Source organism: Massilia sp. Masssp94 (assembly GCF_059491305.1).
In genome coordinates this window covers 4,725,162-4,743,701 of sequence record NZ_CP168501.1, presented here as the reverse complement: position 1 = coordinate 4,743,701, position 18,540 = coordinate 4,725,162, and the positions used below count along the sequence as shown (strand labels likewise).

14 protein-coding genes are annotated in these 18,540 nt (G+C 66.6%); 7 read left to right on the top strand and 7 right to left on the bottom strand.

Annotated elements, in window-relative coordinates; genetic code table 11:
- Window positions 1–32 precede the first annotated feature (32 nt).
- From ACEN9G_RS20925 to acnA, 4 genes are all read left to right on the top strand, one after another.
- A complete protein-coding gene (locus tag ACEN9G_RS20925) occupies window positions 33–1,025 on the top strand; it encodes a malate dehydrogenase (protein ID WP_413342138.1) in 993 nt (330 codons plus the stop codon).
- A gap of 51 nt (window positions 1,026–1,076) precedes the next feature.
- Window positions 1,077–2,066: an HpcH/HpaI aldolase/citrate lyase family protein gene (locus ACEN9G_RS20920; RefSeq protein ID WP_413341443.1), complete on the top strand. Its 990-nt coding sequence runs from the start codon at window positions 1,077–1,079 to the stop codon at window positions 2,064–2,066.
- A 215-nt stretch (window positions 2,067–2,281) separates the two neighbouring features.
- Complete coding sequence (locus ACEN9G_RS20915; RefSeq protein WP_413341442.1) at window positions 2,282–2,578, top strand: hypothetical protein; 297 nt, start codon at window positions 2,282–2,284, stop codon at window positions 2,576–2,578.
- 153 nt (window positions 2,579–2,731) lie between these two features.
- Window positions 2,732–5,440 carry an aconitate hydratase AcnA gene (acnA, locus tag ACEN9G_RS20910; RefSeq protein ID WP_413341441.1) on the top strand — a complete coding sequence of 903 codons (2,709 nt, stop codon included), beginning with the start codon at window positions 2,732–2,734 and terminating at the stop codon, window positions 5,438–5,440.
- 130 nt (window positions 5,441–5,570) lie between these two features.
- Here the strand turns inward: acnA and ACEN9G_RS20905 are convergent, their stop codons facing one another.
- Together ACEN9G_RS20905 and ACEN9G_RS20900 are read right to left on the bottom strand one after the other, a co-directional pair.
- Window positions 5,571–6,248 carry a Fe2+-dependent dioxygenase gene (locus ACEN9G_RS20905; RefSeq protein WP_413341439.1) on the bottom strand — a complete coding sequence of 226 codons (678 nt, stop codon included), beginning with the start codon at window positions 6,246–6,248 and terminating at the stop codon, window positions 5,571–5,573.
- A 16-nt stretch (window positions 6,249–6,264) separates the two neighbouring features.
- Window positions 6,265–8,559, bottom strand: a complete 2,295-nt coding sequence (locus ACEN9G_RS20900; RefSeq protein ID WP_413341437.1) for a TonB-dependent receptor — start codon at window positions 8,557–8,559, stop codon at window positions 6,265–6,267.
- 274 nt (window positions 8,560–8,833) lie between these two features.
- On the opposite strand from ACEN9G_RS20900, the gene ACEN9G_RS20895 reads away from it, so the two are divergent.
- The 3 genes from ACEN9G_RS20895 (at window position 8,834) to ACEN9G_RS20885 (ending at window position 11,669) form a co-directional block, all read left to right on the top strand.
- Complete coding sequence (locus ACEN9G_RS20895) at window positions 8,834–10,087, top strand: DUF2863 family protein (protein ID WP_413341435.1); 1,254 nt, start codon at window positions 8,834–8,836, stop codon at window positions 10,085–10,087.
- A 263-nt stretch (window positions 10,088–10,350) separates the two neighbouring features.
- On the top strand, window positions 10,351–11,223 hold the full coding sequence (locus ACEN9G_RS20890; protein ID WP_483126906.1) for an alpha/beta hydrolase family protein: 873 nt from the start codon (window positions 10,351–10,353) through the stop codon (window positions 11,221–11,223).
- Window positions 11,220–11,669 (top strand): MarR family winged helix-turn-helix transcriptional regulator, encoded by a 450-nt coding sequence (locus ACEN9G_RS20885; RefSeq protein WP_413340600.1) that lies wholly within the window; start codon window positions 11,220–11,222, stop codon window positions 11,667–11,669. The genes ACEN9G_RS20890 and ACEN9G_RS20885 overlap by 4 nt, the downstream gene beginning before the upstream one ends.
- Window positions 11,670–11,684: 15 nt before the next feature.
- Here the strand turns inward: ACEN9G_RS20885 and ACEN9G_RS20880 are convergent, their stop codons facing one another.
- The 5 genes from ACEN9G_RS20880 to ACEN9G_RS20860 form a co-directional block, all read right to left on the bottom strand.
- On the bottom strand, window positions 11,685–13,742 hold the full coding sequence (locus tag ACEN9G_RS20880; RefSeq protein ID WP_413340601.1) for a tetratricopeptide repeat-containing diguanylate cyclase: 2,058 nt from the start codon (window positions 13,740–13,742) through the stop codon (window positions 11,685–11,687).
- A gap of 106 nt (window positions 13,743–13,848) precedes the next feature.
- Window positions 13,849–15,555, bottom strand: coding sequence for an FAD-dependent oxidoreductase (locus ACEN9G_RS20875; RefSeq protein WP_413340603.1), 1,707 nt, complete (start codon window positions 15,553–15,555; stop codon window positions 13,849–13,851).
- 78 nt (window positions 15,556–15,633) lie between these two features.
- On the bottom strand, window positions 15,634–16,791 hold the full coding sequence (locus tag ACEN9G_RS20870) for an acyltransferase family protein (protein WP_413340605.1): 1,158 nt from the start codon (window positions 16,789–16,791) through the stop codon (window positions 15,634–15,636).
- Window positions 16,792–16,899: 108 nt separating this feature from the next.
- Window positions 16,900–18,054 (bottom strand): serine hydrolase domain-containing protein, encoded by a 1,155-nt coding sequence (locus ACEN9G_RS20865; RefSeq protein WP_413340607.1) that lies wholly within the window; start codon window positions 18,052–18,054, stop codon window positions 16,900–16,902.
- Window positions 18,051–18,539 carry a CYTH domain-containing protein gene (locus ACEN9G_RS20860; RefSeq protein WP_413340609.1) on the bottom strand — a complete coding sequence of 163 codons (489 nt, stop codon included), beginning with the start codon at window positions 18,537–18,539 and terminating at the stop codon, window positions 18,051–18,053. The genes ACEN9G_RS20865 and ACEN9G_RS20860 overlap by 4 nt, the downstream gene beginning before the upstream one ends.
- Window position 18,540 lies beyond the last annotated feature (1 nt).

Sequence of the window (18,540 nt, the reverse complement as noted above, 5' to 3'; positions counted from 1 at the left end):
CCCGTTTTTCTTTCCCACTTTGGAGATTCATCATGGCTAAAACCCCTAAGCGCGTTGCCGTTACCGGCGCGGCCGGCCAGATCGGCTATTCCCTGCTGTTCCGCATCGCCAACGGCGACATGCTGGGCAAGGACCAGCCGGTCATTCTGCAGCTGCTCGAGATCGACAACGAAAAAGCACAGAAGGCGCTGAAAGGCGTCATGATGGAACTGGAAGACTGCGCATTCCCGCTGCTGGCCGGCATGACCGCCCACAGCGACCCGATGACCGCATTCAAGGACGCGGACGTCGCCCTGCTGGTCGGCGCCCGTCCGCGCGGCCCGGGCATGGAGCGTAAAGACCTGCTGGAAGCCAACGCCCAGATCTTCACGGTGCAGGGCAAGGCACTGGACGCCGTCGCGTCGCGCGACGTGAAAGTCCTGGTGGTCGGCAACCCGGCCAACACCAACGCCCACATCGCGATGAAATCGGCCCCGAACCTGCCGGCCAAGAACTTCACCGCCATGCTGCGCCTGGACCACAACCGCGCCCTGTCGCAAGTCGCCGCCAAGACCGGCACTGCCGTCGGCGACATCGAGCAGATGGTCGTCTGGGGCAACCACTCGCCGACCATGTACGCCGACTACCGTTTCGCAACGGTCAACGGCAAGTCGGTCAAGGACCTGATCAACGACCAGGAATGGAACGCCAACACGTTCCTGCCGACCGTCGGCAAGCGCGGCGCCGCCATCATCGACGCCCGCGGCGCCTCGTCGGCTGCTTCGGCCGCCAACGCCGCCATCGACCACGTGCGTGACTGGGTGCTGGGCACCAACGGCAAGTGGACCACGATGGGCGTGCCGTCGGACGGTTCGTACGGCATTCCGGAAGGCATCGTCTTCGGCTTCCCGGTGACCACCGAGAACGGCGAGTACAAGATCGTGCAAGGCCTGGACATCGACGCGTTCTCGCAAGAGCGCATCAACCTGACCCTGAACGAACTGAACGAAGAGCGCGCAGGCGTCGCTCACCTGCTGGGCCAGTAATTCCACAACGGCGGCGCGCATCGGCGCGCCGCCGTTTTTTTCGGAACCACCATGCATCCTTCCGAGGTTTTATTCCAGGGCCAACGCCAGCCGCTGCTGCTCCCTGCCTGCGACCACTATGCCGGCAGCGAGAAGCTGATGCGCAAATCGATGGCCCTGCAACAAGAGCTTGGTCCCATTTTCGACATCACCTTCGACTGTGAAGACGGCGCCAGCGCCGGCAACGAGCGCGCGCACGCGGAACTGGTCGCGGCGCTCATCAACAGCGACGACAACCGCTACAACCGCATCGGCGCCCGCCTGCACGACGTCGGGAGCCCCCACTTCGCGCAGGACGTCGAGATCATCGTCGGCGCCGCCGCGCACAAGCTCGCCTACGTCGTCCTGCCCAAGCCGAACAGCCTCGAAGACGTCGTGCGCGCGCAAGAGCTGGTCAACCAGGCCGCCGCGAAGGCCGGCCGTCACTTTCTCCCGCTGCACGTATTGATCGAAACGCACGGCGCCCTGCACGACGTGTACGCCATCGCCGCCCTGCCCCAGGTCGAAAGCCTGTCGTTCGGCATCATGGATTTCGTCTCGGCCCACTACGGTGCGGTACCGGCCGCCGCGATGCGTACGCCGGGTCAATTTACCCATCCGCTCGTCGTCCGGGCGAAGCTGGAGATGGTTGCGGCATGTCATGCGCATGACAAAGTCCCTTCGCATAATGTGACGACCGAGATCAAGGACAGCGCCGTCGTCGCCAACGACGCCCAGCGCGCCGCCGCCGAATTCGGCTTTACGCGCATGTGGAGCATCCACCCCGACCAGATCAAGCCGATCGTCAAGGCATTCACGCCGCGCCTCGCGGAGGTGAACGACGCGACGAGCATCCTGACCGCGGCCATGGCGAAGGACTGGGGTCCGATTGCCCACGGTGGCCGCTTGCACGACCGCGCCAGCTACCGATATTATTGGACGGTGTTGCAGCGCGCGAAGCTGGCCGGCCTTGCGCTGCCGGATGCCGCGGCGGCACTCGTCAATCAACCGGAATCCATCTGATGGCCATCACTCTGAATCAAATCGCAGCCGCCTGTGCCTTTGCGCTCGCGGCCGCCGGTCTTTGCGCAACGGCGACTGCCGCCGAAACCCATCCCAAAGCGACCAAAGTCCTGAAACAAAAGGCAAAATCCTCCAAGCATAAAAAGGCGAAAAAAGAGGACACTAAGCAAGAGGTCGTCGACAACGAGCCCGAACCGGACGTCACCGACACGACGATGGCCGAGTATTCTTGCGAGTTGAACAACAAGGTCACCATCTACCGCAACCTGATGGACGACAGCCACATCGCGCTGCGCTGGAAGAACCACCTGCGCCGCATGGACAAGGTGGGCACGACCACGGGCGCGCAGCGCTACGAGAACGCGAAACTCGGCCTGGTCTGGATCGGCATCCCGTCGAAGGGCATCCTGCTCGATTCGAAGCAGAGCCGCCAGCTGGCCAACGAATGCAAGGACGCCGAGCAGGCCAACCCGCCTGTGGTGGCCTCGGCGCCGGCCGAACCGAAAAGCTGATGTGCGGGCCGGAACGCCCGCACGTCGTCCCTGCGCAGGCAGGGACCCAATGTAGCGTTCCGGTGGCGCCAGTACTTGCCCCCGCCTCCGCGGGGGCGACGGCATGAAACAGTTTGACGAAGCAACAACAAAATCCTCACAAAGGAGAATTGAATGTCTCAGAACACGTTGAATACGCTGAAGGAATTCCCGCTCGCGGGCGGACAGACCGGCCAGTTCCACTCGCTGCCGGCCCTGGCCGAGTCGCTGGGCGTGAACCTGTCGCGCCTGCCGGTGTCGATCCGTATCGTCCTCGAATCCGTGCTGCGCAACTGCGACGGCAAGAAGGTGACCGAAGAACACGTCCGCCAGCTGGCGAACTGGGCCCCGACCGCCGCCCGCACCGAAGAGATCCCGTTCGTCGTCGCCCGCGTCGTCCTGCAGGACTTCACCGGCGTGCCGCTGCTGGCCGACCTGGCCGCGATGCGCAACGTGGCCGCCAAGACCGGCGCCGATCCGAAGAAGATCGAGCCGCTCGTCCCGGTGGACCTGGTCGTCGACCACTCGGTCACGATCGACCACTTCCGCACTCCGGACGCGCTCGACCTGAACATGAAGATCGAGTTCCAGCGCAATAACGAGCGCTACCAGTTCATGAAGTGGGGCATGCAGGCGTTCGACACGTTCGGCGTCGTGCCCCCGGGCTTCGGCATCGTCCACCAGGTCAACCTGGAATACCTCGCGCGCGGCGTGATGAAGAACGGTTCGATGTACTACCCGGACACCCTGGTCGGCACGGACTCGCACACCACCATGATCAACGGCGTCGGCGTCGTGGGCTGGGGCGTGGGCGGCATCGAGGCGGAAGCCGGCATGCTGGGCCAGCCGGTCTACTTCCTGACCCCGGACGTCATCGGCGTCAACCTGACCGGCGTGCTGCGCGAAGGCTGCACCGCGACCGACCTGGTGCTGACCATCACCGAGATGCTGCGCAAGGAAAAAGTCGTCGGCAAGTTCGTGGAATTCTTCGGCGAAGGCACCGCCTCGCTGTCGACCACCGACCGCGCCACCATCGGCAACATGGCACCGGAATACGGCGCGACGATGGGCTTCTTCCCGGTCGACGAGAAGACCGTCGACTACTTCCGCGGCACCGGCCGCACGGAAGAAGAACTGGCCGCCTTCGAGAACTACTTCAAGGCCCAGCAACTGTTCGGCATCCCGAAGGAAGGCGAGATCGACTACACCCGCGTGCTGCACCTTGACCTGTCGACCGTCACCCCGTCGCTGGCCGGCCCGAAGCGCCCGCAGGACCGCATCGAACTGGGCAACGTGAAGCACAACTTCGCCGAGCTGTTCTCCAAGCCGACGAGCGAAAACGGCTTCAACAAGTCGCCGGAAGACCTGTCGAAGGTGTACGAAACGACCAACGGCGTGCGCGTGAAGAACGGCGACGTGCTGATCGCCGCGATCACGTCGTGCACCAACACGTCGAACCCGAGCGTGATGCTGGCCGCGGGCCTGCTGGCCAAGAAGGCCGTCGAAAAAGGCCTGACCGTCGCACCGCACATCAAGTCGTCGCTGGCGCCGGGCTCGCGCGTCGTCACCAACTACCTGGAAGCGGCCGGCCTGCTGCCTTACCTGACGCAGCTGGGCTTCGGCTTGACCGCCTACGGCTGCACCACCTGCATCGGCAACGCCGGCGACCTGACCCCGGAACTGAACGCCGCGATCACGTCGAACGACATCATCGCCGCCGCCGTCCTGTCGGGCAACCGCAACTTCGAAGCGCGCATCCACCCGAACATCCGCTCCAACTTCCTGGCCTCGCCGCCGCTGGTCGTCGCCTACGCGATCGCCGGCAACGTCACGCGCGACCTGATGACGGAACCGGTCGGCAAGGGCGCGGACGGCGTCGACGTCTACCTGGGCGACATCTGGCCGACCTCGCAGGAGATCCACGACCTGATGAAGCTCGCGATGAACTCGGACGTCTTCAAGGCCAACTACGCCGACGTCAAGGGCAACCCGGGCGCGCTGTGGGAAGCCGTGTCGTCGGTATCGGGCCAGGTCTACGACTGGCCGGAGTCGACCTACATCGCCGAGCCGCCGTTCTTCGGCGACTTCGAGATGACCCCGAAGGCGGCCGCCGCCGACATCGCCAATGCGCGCGCGCTGGGCGTGTTCGGCGACTCGATCACCACCGACCACATCTCCCCGGCCGGTTCGATCAAGGAAGACGGTCCGGCCGGTAAATGGCTGAAGGACCACGGCGTCATCAAGGCCGACTTCAACTCGTACGGCTCGCGCCGCGGCAACCACGAGATCATGATGCGCGGTACGTTCGCGAACGTCCGCATCAAGAACAGGATGATCCCGCCGAAGGCCGACGGTTCGGCGGTCGAAGGCGGCATCACGATCCACCAGCCGAGCGGCGAACAGCTGTCGATCTACGACGCGGCCATGAAGTACATCGCGGAAGGCACCCCGACGATGATCTTCGCGGGCGAAGAGTACGGCACCGGCTCCTCGCGCGACTGGGCCGCCAAGGGCACCCAACTGCTGGGCGTCAAAGCCGTGATCGCCCGTTCGTTCGAGCGCATCCACCGTTCGAACCTGGTCGGCATGGGCGTGCTGCCGCTGCAGTTCCTGGGCGACGACAGCGTCGACACCCTGGGCATCACCGGCAACGAGACCTATGACCTGAAGGGCCTGGAAGGCGAGATCCGTCCGCAGATGCAGGCGACCCTCGTGATCCACCGCGCCGACGGCTCGACCAGGGAAACCTCGGTCCTGCTGCGCATCGATACGCCGATCGAAGTGGATTACTACAAGCATGGCGGCATTCTGCCGTTCGTGCTGCGGCAGTTGCTGGCAGCGTAATCGCCAGCAGAGGGGTCAGAGCACGGTGTTGCTGGTTGTGCTCTGACCCCGGTGTCCAGACGCGGCGCCGATAAACACCGGGGTCAGAGCCCCAAAAGAAACACCGGGCTCTGACCCCTGCCCTGCCCTCTTAGGTTTCCGCCCACATCCGGAGCAGGTTGTGATAATGCCCCGTGAGCGCCACCATCTCCGCCCCATCGCCATGCTTCGCGCGCAAGGCCTGGATATTGGTATCCAGCTCCAGCAGCATCGCCCGCTTCCAGTCGTCGCGCACCATGCTCTGCACCCACAGGAACGACGCCACGCGCTCGCCGCGCGTCACCGGCTTCACCTCGTGCACGCTCGTCGACGGATAGACGATCGCATCGCCCGCCGGCAGCTTCACTTCGTGCGTGCCGTACGTGTCGACGACCGTCAGCTCGCCGCCGTCGTACTCGTCCGGATCGCTCAGGAACACGGTGCACGAGACGTCCGAGCGCACGGGTGATCCGCCCCGCTGCGCGCGGATGGCGCCGTCGATGTGCAGGCCGTAGTGCTCCCCGCCCGCGTAGCTGTTGAAGAACGGCGGCAGGATGCGCAGCGGGAGCACGCTCGAAAAGAACAGCGGGTTCGCCATCAGCGCGGCGCTCACGACCTGGCCCAGTTCCAGCGCGAGCGGCGAGCCTTCCGCCAGCTGGCGGTTGCGCTTGACCTGCGCGCCCTGGCTCCCGACGCTCGCGCGGCCGTCGATCCAGTCCGTCGCATCCAGGCGCGCGCGTATGGCCTTCACCTGGTCCGCGGTCAGCACGCCCGGAATATGGAGCAGCATGGACTGCGCCTCCCAATCAGAACTTGACGTTGGCCGACAGGGTGGCCGAGCGGCCCGGGCCCACGCCGGCATAGTGCGGCGACGAGACCTTGTCGAAGTACAGCTTGTCGGTCAGGTTCTGCACATTCAACTGCAGGCTGACGTCCTTGTTCAGCGCGTAGCTGGCCATCGCGTCGAAGCGGGTATAGCCCGGCACCCACTTGTTGTTGTTGACGTTCGCGTACACCATGGCCATCGAGTTCAGGCCCATGCCGAACGTCAGCTCCTTCGTGGCGGCATACGTCGTCCACAGCGAGGCCGAGTGCTTGGGCGTCGTCGGGAAGCGGTTGCCGTTGTACGGCGAGACGACGTACACGGGTTTCGCGGTCGTGCCGATGTTCAGGTAGCCGTTGTCCGCGATTTCCGCGTCCAGGTACGTATAGCCGCCGAACACGCTCCACTGCGACGACAGCTTGCCCGAGAAGCCCAGCTCGACGCCCCTGATTTCCTTGCGGCCGACGTTCTGCGTCGTGCCGTCCGGCGCCGTCACGCGGGCATTGTTCATCGTGCTCTTGAAGACGGCCGCCGTCAGCGACAGGCGCCCGCCCGGCATCACGTCCCACTTGGTGCCCAGCTCGAAGTTCTTGCTGCGCTGCGGCTGCAGGTTCTGCACGGCCACCGTGAGCGCGTCCAGGCCGTCGCCGCCGTCGTTGCCCGGCGGGGTCGCCGACGTCGCGTAGGCCAGGTAGATGCTGCCGTTCGACGCCGGCTTGTAGACGAGGCCCGTCTGCCAGCTCCAGAACGTGCTGTCGACGTGCGCCGTCACGGCTGCCGTCGACGACGTCGCCAGCGTGTTCAGCGTCGTCTGGAAGTCGTCGTAGCGCGCACCCAGGTTCACTTGCCATTGCGGGTTGAATTCGATCGTGTCGAACGCGTACGCAGCCTTCGTCTTCGTGTTCACGTGCGTCAGCGCGCCCGACAAGGCGCGGGTATAGACCCATGGATCGTACGGATTCGGATCGACGAGCGTCGTGCAGTTGTACAGCGTCGCGGCGCCCGATGTCGGGCAGGTGAACGTGTTCGTCAGCGGGTTGTTCGTGCCCGGCGTGAAGACGTAGGCGGCGCGGTCGGTCGTCTCGCGGTCGAACTCGATGCCCGCGTTGTACGCATGCTTGATGGCGGCCGTGTCGAACTTGCCCGAGATGCTCGACACGTTCGACGCCGTGCGGGTCTCCGTCGCGCGGGTGTTGGCGCGGCGCCAGACGGTGCCGTACAGGACCGTGTTGCCCTTCGAGTCGTCCGGCTGGGTCCACACGTAGTCGTTGTTCGACTTGCCGTAGCGCGTGACGTTGCGCAGCGTGATGCCATTGGCCAGTTCGTGGCGCAGGTCGATCGTCGCGATGTCGCTCTTCGTGTCGCGGAAGTCGCGGTTGGCGAGGCCGTAGAACGTCGAGCGGTCGACGTTGAACGGGGTACCGTTGCCGTTCTTCGACACGTTGGTGCCGGTCGTGACCGGGTTGTTGAACGGGATGCCCGTGTCCGGGATCTCGTGCGAGGTCAGGTGGTAGACGCTGACGATGGCGCGCGTCGGACCGGTCAGGCCGAACGTCACGGTCGGCGCCACGCCCCAGCGCTTGCCGCCGACGACGTCGCGGCCCGGCACGTCGTTCTCGTGCGCCATCACGTTCAGGCGGAACGCGCTGTTGCTGCCGATGTTGCGGTTGAAGTCGCCCGTGATGCGGCGGTATTTGTCCGTGCCGAGGCCGATGCTGGCATGGTTGAAGTCATACGACTGCGCCGTCTTCGTGATCAGGTTGACGCCGCCGCCGGCCGACGAGCGGCCGCCCAGCGCCGAGTTCGGGCCCTTCACGACTTCGACCTGCTCCACGGCGAAGATCTCGCGCGACTGCGAACCGGCGTCGCGGATGCCGTCGATGTACGTGTCCGTCTGGGCGTTGTAGCCGCGAATAAACATGTTGTCGCCGACCGGGTTGCCGCCTTCGGCCGCGCCGATGGTAATGCCGGGCACGGTGCGCAGCGCATCCGTCAGCGACGTGGCGCCCGTCTGCGCGATGACCTCGGCCGGCACGATCGTGACGGATTTCGGCGTGTCGAGCAGCGGTGCGGTGAATTTGGTGTTGGCCGAGGTGGGCTGCTGCTGGTTGGCACCCATCACCTGGACGCTCGGGATCGTGGGATCCGGGGTGACGTCCGGACCGGCATGGGCAACGGCGGGCAGCGCCAGCGACGCGAGCATGGCCAGTGCCGGGGCCGGCAACGTGCGGGCATGCTTGCGGCTGGTGATGAAGGTGTTGTTTTTCTTGGTGGTCATGGTGTGGGGGCTGTGACCTGCCGGGCATCTCGTTGCGCCGTCGTAAGCAGGATCATGAATGAGAACGATTCGCATTATGATTCTGATTAGTACTTTTAGCAAGCACAAAGGCCGATAAATACGGGGGTGAGGCAGGAATGCGACGCCGGCAATCTTGCCGTCGTGTTACTGGGGGGTGGGCGAATCAACTACAATGTCGGGGATAAGGGTTTATCATGACCCGAGATGTCAACCAAGAATACGAATCACCTTACTGAAGAGACTCCTCAAGCGTATGCGTCGCCCTTCCAAAGACTCACCCAAACTTTCGGCAGAAAGCCAGCGTCTCATCAGCATCAGCAACGCCATCGTGCAGGCCGCCAGCCGCGTTGAAGAACGGACCTGGGAACGCAACCTCGACACGCAGCTGCAGAAGCTGCTCAAGACGAACCACCAGGACAGCATCGACGCCGCCCTCAACGTCCTGTTCAAGGGCGACCTCGCGGTCTACGACGTCCTGATGGATGGCGTCGAGGCGGTCAGCGAGTCCTCGACGATGACCGAGCAGGCCAAGGACGGTACCGAGACCACGTGGCAGGTGCTGCTCGTGGCTGCGCCGATCCTGGCCTGGACCCGTTTCTCGATCGCGTCCGGCACGATCCCCGGCGACATCCTGAACACGCTGACGGCGCACTTCTCCGCCCATCTGCTGGCCGACAACACGAAGCTGGCCATCGCGCCGACCTTGTACTCGATCGACCAGTTGCCGCGCACCCATGCCGAGACCTATGGCCTGACGCACAAGCTCGCCGCCGCCGCCCACAAGGGCTCGACGGTGAAGCCGGCCGCGCCCGGCCCGGACACGTCGCAATTCCTGGCCGACACGCGCTACCTGCTCGTGGCCGTCGTGGCCCCGGTGGGCGCCCCGCTGTTCCGCTGGCAGGAACCGCAGCACCACATCAATTTCGAAGCGGAGCGCGAGAACTGCCTCGAGCAATGGCGCGCCCAGGCCGGCCCGAACATCGCGCGCCTGCTGCCGGGCTGCGGCGTCGATCTGCTGCTGCCGGAAGCGTATTACGTCGCGTGCCGCGAGGCCGATAAACTGATCCGGCCGGTATCGATCCGCGCCGCGGTCCACTACCTGACCAATACGCTGGGTGTCGAACCGAACGACCTGCGCGCGGTCGTGGCCGGCTTCGGCGACGAAGTCAACGACAGCCAGGTCGACGAATACCGCGTCGGCTTCACGTTGCGCCAGTCGCCGGACGTCGTCTACGGCATCGTCTGGCCGCTGTACGGCCAGGAAGACGAGGACGGCACGCCGATGGAAGGCCCGGCCGGCGGCGGCGACCGTCCTCTCGCGCCGCTGGACGAGATCGTCAAGCACCTGAACGAGGTCGGCATCACCCACGTCAAGCGCATCGGCGAACGCTATGTCGCGGAGTACTGCGACGACTGCGGCGCACCGCTGTTCGCCGACCCGAGCGGCGAGCTCGTCCATGCCGAAATGCCGGAAGACACCCCGGCGGGGAACGAGCACTTCCACTGACGCGCGGCAGCGCCTCAACCACAAGACCCGGCCACGTGCCGGGTTTTGTTTTGGAAAACCGGGGTCAGAGCCCTTTTTTTGGCAAGATCCATAAAGCAAACCTGTTGAGCCTCGAGGAAATTGATTAAAACCGGGCTCTGACCCCGGTTCTTGGCAACAGCGCCTGGGCAAGCCTGTGGACGAGGGCCTCTAATTCCGGCATTGACGATGCCCGTGCCGGCCGCTAAATTAGTTAACACGTTAACTAAATACCCGCCCCCCCCATGGAATCCGTCACCATTCCCCTCTCCGGCTCGGACACGATCGCCGCGACGCTGTGGCAGGCGCCCGATCCCCGCGCCGTCGTGCTGCTGCACCCAGCCACCGCCGTCACGCAGCGCTACTACGAGGCGTTCGCGCACTACCTGCACGGCCTGGGCCTGCATGTGCTGACGTACGACTACCGCGGCACGGGCCGCTCGCGCCCGCGCGACCTGCGGCAGTGCACCGTGACGATGGCCGAGTGGATGGAGGACGACAACGCGGCCGTCACGCGCTGGGCGGCCGCGCGCTTTCCGGGACTGCCGCTGCTGGCCGTCGGGCACAGCGTCGGCGGGCATGCGATCGCGCTGTCGTCCGCCACCGGGATGCTGACGGCTGGCGTGCTCGTCGCGTCGCATGCGGGCGTCACGCGCACGATCCGCGGCGCCGTCGAGCGGGCCCGGGTGTGGTGCGTGATGCGGCTGCTCGCGCCCGTCCTGTGCCGGGTGCTCGGCTACATGCCGGGCCGCCGGATCGGCCTCGGCGAAGACCTGCCGCGCACGGTGATGCTGCAATGGAGCCGCTGGACGACCCTGCCCGGCTATTTCCTCGACGACGCAACGATGGATGCGCGCCGGCGCATGGCGCGTGTGCGGGTGCCGCTGCTCGTGCTCGGCTTCGACGACGATCCGTGGGCCAATCCGCGCGCCATCTCCATCCTCGTGCAACCGCTCGTCAATGCGCGCATGGAGCGGCGCCAGGTCGCCCCGCGCGACGCCCGCCTGCCCGCCATCGGACACATGGGCTTTTTCCGCCGCCAGTGCGCGCCCACGCTCTGGCCGCAGGTGGCCGACTGGCTGCTGGCGCACTGCCCCGTTAAGGAAACGGCGCGATGACGGCAGCGAAAAAACCGCCCCGTTTCGTCTTCTTGCTGAACCGCGCGCAGAAAGTGCTGCAGCGCTGGATCGAGACGCGCCCGCAAGCCTGGGACGGCATCAGTTCGGCGCAGGCGGGCCTGCTGTTCCTGCTCGCGTCGCGCGGGGAGCCCGCCACGGTCGGCGACATCGCGAAGGGACTGCAGGTGGCGCCGGCCGCCGTCACGAACCTGTCCAAGCGGATGCAGGCGGCCGACCTGATCGAGCGCGTGGATGACGACGCAGACCGGCGCGTCACGCGCGTGCGCCTGACCGCGCAGGGGCAGGACGCGAGCCGCCAGGCCCACGCCATGCTGCGGGACCTGAACGCGCGCCTGACAGCCGGGTTCACGCCGGACGAGCTGGATGTCGTCGCGCGCTGGCTGGCGCAAGTCGCCGAACTCGAGCGCGACCTGCCGGGTGGCTGAACAGGAGGACAAGCGTCACGCGCGCGACCGCACCGGCATCGTGTACTCGACGTCGCCCGGCACCACCGACAGGTCGACCCATCCCTGGCGCCAGGCCTCTTCCAGGTCGCGCTCGATCGGCTCCAGCGTCGCCGGGGCGCCGTCGGGAAAGCCGAGCACGCCGCACGCGCAGTTGCGGCCGCGCGCCTTGGCCTGGTACAAGGCCATGTCCGCGAGATTGACGACCTGTTCCCAGGTCAGCGCCGTCCCACCGAGCGCCACTGGAAACGGCGCGAACCCGACGGAGACGCTCACAGGCACGACCGTACCCCGATGCTCGGCGACATGCGACGAGATGCCGTGCAGGATGCGCAGCGCCACCTCGTCCAGGCCGTCGCGCGCGACCGACGGCACGAACACGAGGAATTCCTCGCCGCCCCAGCGCACGATCATGTCGGTCTCGCGGAGTGCCAGGCGCAGGTTGTGCGCAACGGTCTTCAGCACGGCGTCGCCGGCCGCATGGCCCAGCGTGTCGTTGATGTCCTTGAACCGGTCGACGTCCAGCAGGAACAAGCCCCCAACGGTCCCGTCGCCGCCCGTGCGGCGCTCGTTGCCGGTCCGGGCCATGAATTCCTGGAAGTGGCGGCGGTTGTACAGCAGCGTGAGCGGATCGAGCGCGCCCTGCCGTTTCAATTGCTGGTTCTTCTCTTCCAGCTCGGCGTTGGCGCGGCGCACTTTCCGGTACAGCAGGCCGACGACCACCGACGCCAGCCCGAAGACGATGGCGAGCATCCACCAGATGCGTTGATGCAGCCGGCGGTTGTCCAGCTCCGCCTTCGTGGCCCGGTTCTCCTGGCGCAGCGCGTCGATCCGGCGCTGCTTGTTCTCGGCCTCGTACTTCTGCTGCAGCTCCATCAACGCCTTCTGGCGCTGCTCGTCGAAGATCTCGCTCGACAGCTTGCGCTCGCGGTTGTACGCGTCGACGGCGCCCTTGTAGTCGCCGGCATGCTCCAGCGCGTAGCCATACTCGCGCAGCACCGCCAGCAGTTCGGGCTTGTCGCCCTGCTTTTCATAGGTCGCGAGGCCGGCTTCGAAGTGCCGCTTGCCCTCGGCCAGGTGGCCTTGCCCGAGCAGCGCCTGGCCCAGGTTGACGCGGGCCGTGGCGACGTCGTTGTTGCTCCTGGCGTCGAGGGCGGCCTCCAGCGCCTGCGCGGCATACGTCTGGGCCTCGTGGAACCGGCCCTCCTTCAGGTAGCAATCCGACAGGTTGACTAGCGTGGTCGCCACCATCTGGCGGGCGCCCATGCTGCGTTCGAGGGCGAGTTCCTCGAACAGGGCGCGCCGGGCCCGCGCGAACGCTTTCTGCTCGACGGCCAGCGCGAACTCGTCGCCCAGCGCCGTCGCGATATGGCCCGGAGAGGCCATCTGCCTGGCCACGGCCAGCGCTTCCCGCTGCGCCTCCCACCCCTTGTCGAAATCGCCCGTGTTCAGGTACAGCTGCACCAGCGTGTGCAGCGCACTGGCCAGCGGGGCGGCGTCATCCTTGACGTGACGTGCCATGTCGACGGCGGCATGCAGTTTCGCCAGCGCCTCCGGATAATTGCCCTCCTCCTGGAACGATTGCCCGGCGGCGATCGTCGCCAGCACCTTCGTCGGGACGTCGTCCGTCGCCAGCGCGACCCGTTCCGCCTCGAACGCCGTCGCATGCGACGCGGCCAGTTCTTCCCGCAAATAAAGCGTGTTGGCGCGCCCGATCAGGCCTTTCGCCAGGGCGACGTTGTCATGGTTGCGCCGGCCATACGTGACGAGCTGGTCGGCCAGGGTCAGCGCATGCGTCAGGTCACCGATGCCGCGCTCGGCGGTGCTGTAGTGGTACAGGAATTCCGTCCGCAGCGCCGCGGGGGCGGTGGCCATTTCCCACTCCATCGCGCGCAGCCGGCGCGATGCCTCGTCCGGCACGAAGCGGGCCATGGCGCCGATGTCGCGCAGGCGGCGTGCCTGGGCGTCGTCGCCATGGGCCACGAGCGGGCACAGCAAGACCGCGGCGACGCACACGCCCCGCATGCTGGATGATGACAGTACGGAAAAGGCCATTGCACTCCTCGGGCTGGGCCGAAGGACGGTCGGCCGCTTGCCGGCGCATTATGCCTGCTGTCATCTAGAAGGTTCAACTCAACCTTGTTTCGCCATGCGCCGTGGGTCAGCGCTCCGCCAATGTCGCCAGGTAGCCGTGGATCTGCGACACGGCCGCCGCCCCCTCGCCCGCCGCCGCGGCCACGCGCTTGGTCGAGCCGGCCCGCAGGTCGCCCACGGCAAACACGCCATCGACGCTCGTCTCCAGCGAACGGGCGCCGTGTTCCGCGCGCGTGTCGGCGCCTGTCAGCACGAAGCCCTTGTCGTCCAGTTCGACGCCGCACTCGTGCAGCCAGTCGCTGTTCGGATCGGCGCCGATGAACAGGAACAGCCGGCGCACGGCGAACGCACGCTCGTCGTCGCCGTCGATGCTGCGGCAGCGCACGGCGCTCAGGCCATTGTCGTCGCCCTCCAGCGCGGCGATCTCGCGCCGCGTGTGCAAATGGATGTTGGGCGTGGCCGCGATGCGTTCGATCAGGTAGCTCGACATCGTCGCTTCCAGCCCCCGGCGTACGAGCATGTGCACCTCGGTCGCGTGCGCCGCGAGGAAGACCGCGGCCTGCCCGGCGGAATTGCCGCCGCCCACGAGCATGACGGCTTCGTTGCGGCACAGCCGCGCTTCCACGGGCGATGCCCAGTAGTACACGCCGCGGCCTTCGAACTGCGCCAGGTTGGGCATGTCCGGCTTGCGGTAGCGCGCGCCCGACGCCAGCACGACGGTCCTGGCCTGCAGACAGGTGCCGTCATCCATTTCCACTTTCAGCGGCCGCTCGTGGCACAGCAGGCGCGTGGCCTGCGCGGGAATCGCGACCTCGGCGCCGAATTTCAGGGCCTGCACGTACGAGCGGCCCGCGAGCGCGCGGCCGGAGATCCCGGTCGGGAAGCCGAGGAAATTCTCGATGCGCGCGCTGGCCCCGGCCTGGCCACCATAGGAACGCTGGTCCAGCACCATCACGCGCAGGCCCTCGGAAGCGGCGTACACGGCCGTCGCGAGGCCGGACGGACCGGCGCCCACGACCAGCACGTCGAACACGGTCCCCCGTTCGATGCGGGGCAAGGTGCCGAGGCAGCGGCCCACTTCGGCCAGGGTCGGGTTCTTCAGCACGAAGCCGTCCGGCAGCGCGACGAGCGGCCAGTCGGACTCGTTGCGCCAGTGCTCGCGCACGAGCTGGGCCGCTTCCGGGTCCGTGGCCGGATCGCGCCGCGTGTACGGGTAGGCATTGCGCGACAGGAAATTCTCGAGCTCGAACAGCCCTGCGTGGGCGTTCGGCCCGATCAGGATGGGGCCGCCCGGCTTGTTGTTGATGAGCTGCACACGGCGCAGGATGAACGCGCGCATCAGGCGCTCGCCCAGCTCGGCCTCGGCCACGATCACGGCGCGCAGGCATTCCGCGTCGAGCACGAGGGCTTCCAGCTCGCCCACCGCGAAGCCGTCCGCGAGCGGCGGCCGGCCCGACAATTGCGCCACTTCGCCGCTGAACTGGCCGGGCCCGTACTCGACGACCTCGACCCGCTTGCCGAGCGCGTCCGTCCGGCTGCACGACAACCGCCCCGCCAGCACGACGACCATGCCCGGCGAATCGACGCAGGCACGGAACACGGTGGCCCCGTCCGGCCACGTGCGGCACGTGCCGAAGCGGCGCAGGCGCTGGATGTCGTCCGCGCCCAGGACGGGATAGATCTGGTGGCCCCGCGTGGCCAGGTCGATGGCGGCGCGCGCCTCGGAATCGGGCGCGAGGCTGGCGGAGATGAGTTCGGGATCGTGTTCGGACATGGTCGGCGCCTCGTGGTGGGGTACGCCGGCATGCTAGCGCACTTCGGGCGCGATGTGGACTGGATTAATGCAGGGGTATCAGTCGCGCGATGGTACCCGGGTGAAGCGCCGCTTCAGGCGCAGGAACGGGGTTTCGAACGTCCGGTACAGCACGGAGGCCACGGCCACGGTCGCGGCAAAGGCGAGCAGCATGCCGGCGTCGTCGCCGAGGCCCGCCAGCCACGGCTTGAACTTGTCGTACACGAGCCAGAAGAAAAAGATGTGGGTCAGGTAGAGGCCGTACGAAATGCGCCCGAGGTAGACCAGCGGGGCGGGCAGGAACCGCTGCGGCGTGCCGAGCGTCGCGACCAGCATGAGCGCGGCGCCGGCCAGCACGAGGCCCCAGCCAGCCAGGCTTTCCGTCACGGTCGAATGGGGATAGTCGGCCTTGATCCCGCACACGGCCGAGGCGACCACCCAGGCGGCGATGGCGGCGATCCACAGGCCGGCCCGCGCGGCGACATGCCAGTCGGGCCGGCGGCCGCGCAAGGCCAGCGCCAGCAACATGCCGCCCGCGAAGAACTGGAAGTGCACGAAGCTGTTGGTCCATTGGCCGCTGAAGCCGGGCGGCGTGGTGAATCCGCGCGCATACCAGGCGATCACGCCGTACGACACGGCGAGGACGGCGACGTTGACCGCCACGAGCGCACGGCGTCCGAGCGAGGCGAGGAGCGGGATGACGATGTAGAACTGCTCCTCGACCGACAGGCTCCACATCGGATTGACGGGATATTCGATCCAGCCGTTGAACGTGATGTACCAGTTCCCGGCAAACAGCATGAAGAACAGCCATTTGGCGGGCGAGTCCGCGCCGGCGCCGGGCAGGACCTGGTTGAGCAGGACGAGCCCGAAAAAGACCAGGAAATACAGGGGCCAGATCCGCAATATGCGCCTGACATAAAAGGCGCGCACGTCGATGGTGCCGGTCGCGCTCCGTTCCCGCTCCAGCAATTCGGTGATCAGGAAGGCGCTCAGGAAAAAGAACACCGGCACGCCATACACGCCGATCTGCGCGAACGCATGGAACCACGGATGCCGCGCCTGGTCGATGGGCGCCAGGTCGGTGCGGTGCGTCATGAAGACGAACAGGAACGCGATGAAGCGCAGCACGTCCAGTTCGGGCCGGTAATACCGGACCCCCGCCTGCCGCGCGTCCGGCGCCACCGGCAAGTCCATCGTCGTACGGGCGTCCCGCATCGTGTCCCCATCGCAAAGTGATCGATGCGGCCGATTCTCGCCCGGTACGGCCTGTCGTCGCTAAAAAAAACGCCTCAAAAACTACAAAAAACGGCAGTGCCGGGCGGATTACCGGACCGGCAGCGCCGCGATCACGCGTTTGGCGAACTCGGCCGGATTGCCCGCATGCCAGCGCCACACGATCACGAGATCGTGCTCGGGCGACACCACGATGTCGTTGCTGCCCGCGCCCAGCGCCGCGAACGCCGTCGGCGCCAGCCCAGGCAGGTTCTTGCCCTTCGTGTTCAGCCACCACAGATAACCGTAGTCGGGCCCGTGCGCGCTGGGCGTCAGTGCCGCCTTCACATAGTCCTTGGGCACGATCTGGCGGCCGTTCCAATTGCCCTGACGCAGCCATAGATAGCCGAAGCGCGCCATGTCCCACGAATCGATCCACATGCCGCCGCCCCAGCGCGTCCCGCCGCTGACGGACGCCACGAGCTTGCCATTCATGTCCACGTAGCTGTTGGTGTACGGCACCCACTTCCACTGGTGCGACGCGCCGATCGGGTCCATGACCTCGTCCTGGAACACGTCCGGGACGGGCCTGCCGAACACGCGCAGCAGCGACAGCGCGAAGCGGTTGATGCGCACGTCGTTGTATTCGTAGAACGTGCCCGGATCCTGGAATGTGCGCGGCTTGCGCTCGCCCGCACCGAACGCGTCGTGGCCGACAAAGTCCGCGTTCTTGCCCCACATGCTGCCTTCCCACTCGGATTCCTGCTGCAGGTGGTGCTTCCACGTGATCGGCGCGTTATGCGGCGCGTCGTAGCCGCCGTCCTTCACGGTCGCGGCGACGGGCTGGTCGAGGTCCGCGATCCTGCCGTCGCGCAGGGCGACGCCGGCAACCGTCGACAACATGCTCTTCGCGACGGAATACGTCGGGTCGACGAAGTGCGTGTCGCCGAATTCCGCCACGACATAGCCCTTGTAGATGACGATGCCATTCGTCGGTGCGCGTTTCGACGGCAGCGAACCGAGCGGCTCGCCGAACGTCTGTCTCTGGTCGGAAAAGTCGCGGGCCCGCTCCGTCTCGTGCGCCTGCGCGTACGCGACGGCGTCGCGCAGCCTGGCGGCGTCGATGCCCAGCTGGCCCGGCGTCTTGTGGGCCCACTCGCCGGCCGGCGGAAAGTACGACGGCTCCGCTTTGGGCTTCGGCAGCGTGGCGGCATGCGCCGTGGCCATTGCGCACACGGCCAGCGCGAGAAGCGCGCGGCGCTTCATGGCCGCTTCACGGCGTTACCCTGCCACTGCGCGTACGGCATCCGGATCAGGCTGGAGTTGTAGTAGCGCTTCTCGCCCGTCACTTCCTGGCCGATCCAGTCCGGCTTCTCGAACGCTTCGTCCTCGGCATCGAGTTCGATCTCAGCGACGACGAGCCCGGCATTCAGGCCGAGGAATTCGTCGACTTCCCACGTGTGGCCCGCATGCTCGATGCGGTGGCGGATCTTTTCCACCTGCGGCTGCTCGCACAGGCCGTCGAGCAGCTCCGTCGCGTCCGCCACGGGGATCTCGTATTCCCACTCGCCGCGGGACGCGCCGGTGCTTTTTCCCTTGACGGTGATGACGGCCCGCTCGCCCTCGATGCGCACGCGCACGGTTCGCACGGCATCCGCCACGAGGTAGCCCTGGCGCATGCGCGTCGGGACGCCCCGCCCGCGCCAGCCTTCATGCGCCAGCAGGAACTTGCGTTCGATCTCGACGCCCATG

What these genes read in the sequence shown, in the direction of transcription:
- ACEN9G_RS20925 (WP_413342138.1), top strand. Translation starts at nt 33, where the DNA reads ATGGCTAAAACCCCTAAGCGCGTTGCCGTTACCGGCGCGGCCGGCCAG.
- ACEN9G_RS20920 (WP_413341443.1), top strand. Translation starts at nt 1,077, where the DNA reads ATGCATCCTTCCGAGGTTTTATTCCAGGGCCAACGCCAGCCGCTGCTG.
- ACEN9G_RS20915 (WP_413341442.1), top strand. Translation starts at nt 2,282, where the DNA reads ATGGCCGAGTATTCTTGCGAGTTGAACAACAAGGTCACCATCTACCGC.
- acnA (WP_413341441.1), top strand. Translation starts at nt 2,732, where the DNA reads ATGTCTCAGAACACGTTGAATACGCTGAAGGAATTCCCGCTCGCGGGC.
- ACEN9G_RS20905 (WP_413341439.1), bottom strand. Translation starts at nt 6,248, where the DNA reads ATGCTGCTCCATATTCCGGGCGTGCTGACCGCGGACCAGGTGAAGGCC.
- ACEN9G_RS20900 (WP_413341437.1), bottom strand. Translation starts at nt 8,559, where the DNA reads ATGACCACCAAGAAAAACAACACCTTCATCACCAGCCGCAAGCATGCC.
- ACEN9G_RS20895 (WP_413341435.1), top strand. Translation starts at nt 8,834, where the DNA reads ATGCGTCGCCCTTCCAAAGACTCACCCAAACTTTCGGCAGAAAGCCAG.
- ACEN9G_RS20890 (WP_483126906.1), top strand. Translation starts at nt 10,351, where the DNA reads ATGGAATCCGTCACCATTCCCCTCTCCGGCTCGGACACGATCGCCGCG.
- ACEN9G_RS20885 (WP_413340600.1), top strand. Translation starts at nt 11,220, where the DNA reads ATGACGGCAGCGAAAAAACCGCCCCGTTTCGTCTTCTTGCTGAACCGC.
- ACEN9G_RS20880 (WP_413340601.1), bottom strand. Translation starts at nt 13,742, where the DNA reads ATGGCCTTTTCCGTACTGTCATCATCCAGCATGCGGGGCGTGTGCGTC.
- ACEN9G_RS20875 (WP_413340603.1), bottom strand. Translation starts at nt 15,555, where the DNA reads ATGTCCGAACACGATCCCGAACTCATCTCCGCCAGCCTCGCGCCCGAT.
- ACEN9G_RS20870 (WP_413340605.1), bottom strand. Translation starts at nt 16,791, where the DNA reads ATGCGGGACGCCCGTACGACGATGGACTTGCCGGTGGCGCCGGACGCG.
- ACEN9G_RS20865 (WP_413340607.1), bottom strand. Translation starts at nt 18,054, where the DNA reads ATGAAGCGCCGCGCGCTTCTCGCGCTGGCCGTGTGCGCAATGGCCACG.
- ACEN9G_RS20860 (WP_413340609.1), bottom strand. Translation starts at nt 18,539, where the DNA reads ATGGGCGTCGAGATCGAACGCAAGTTCCTGCTGGCGCATGAAGGCTGG.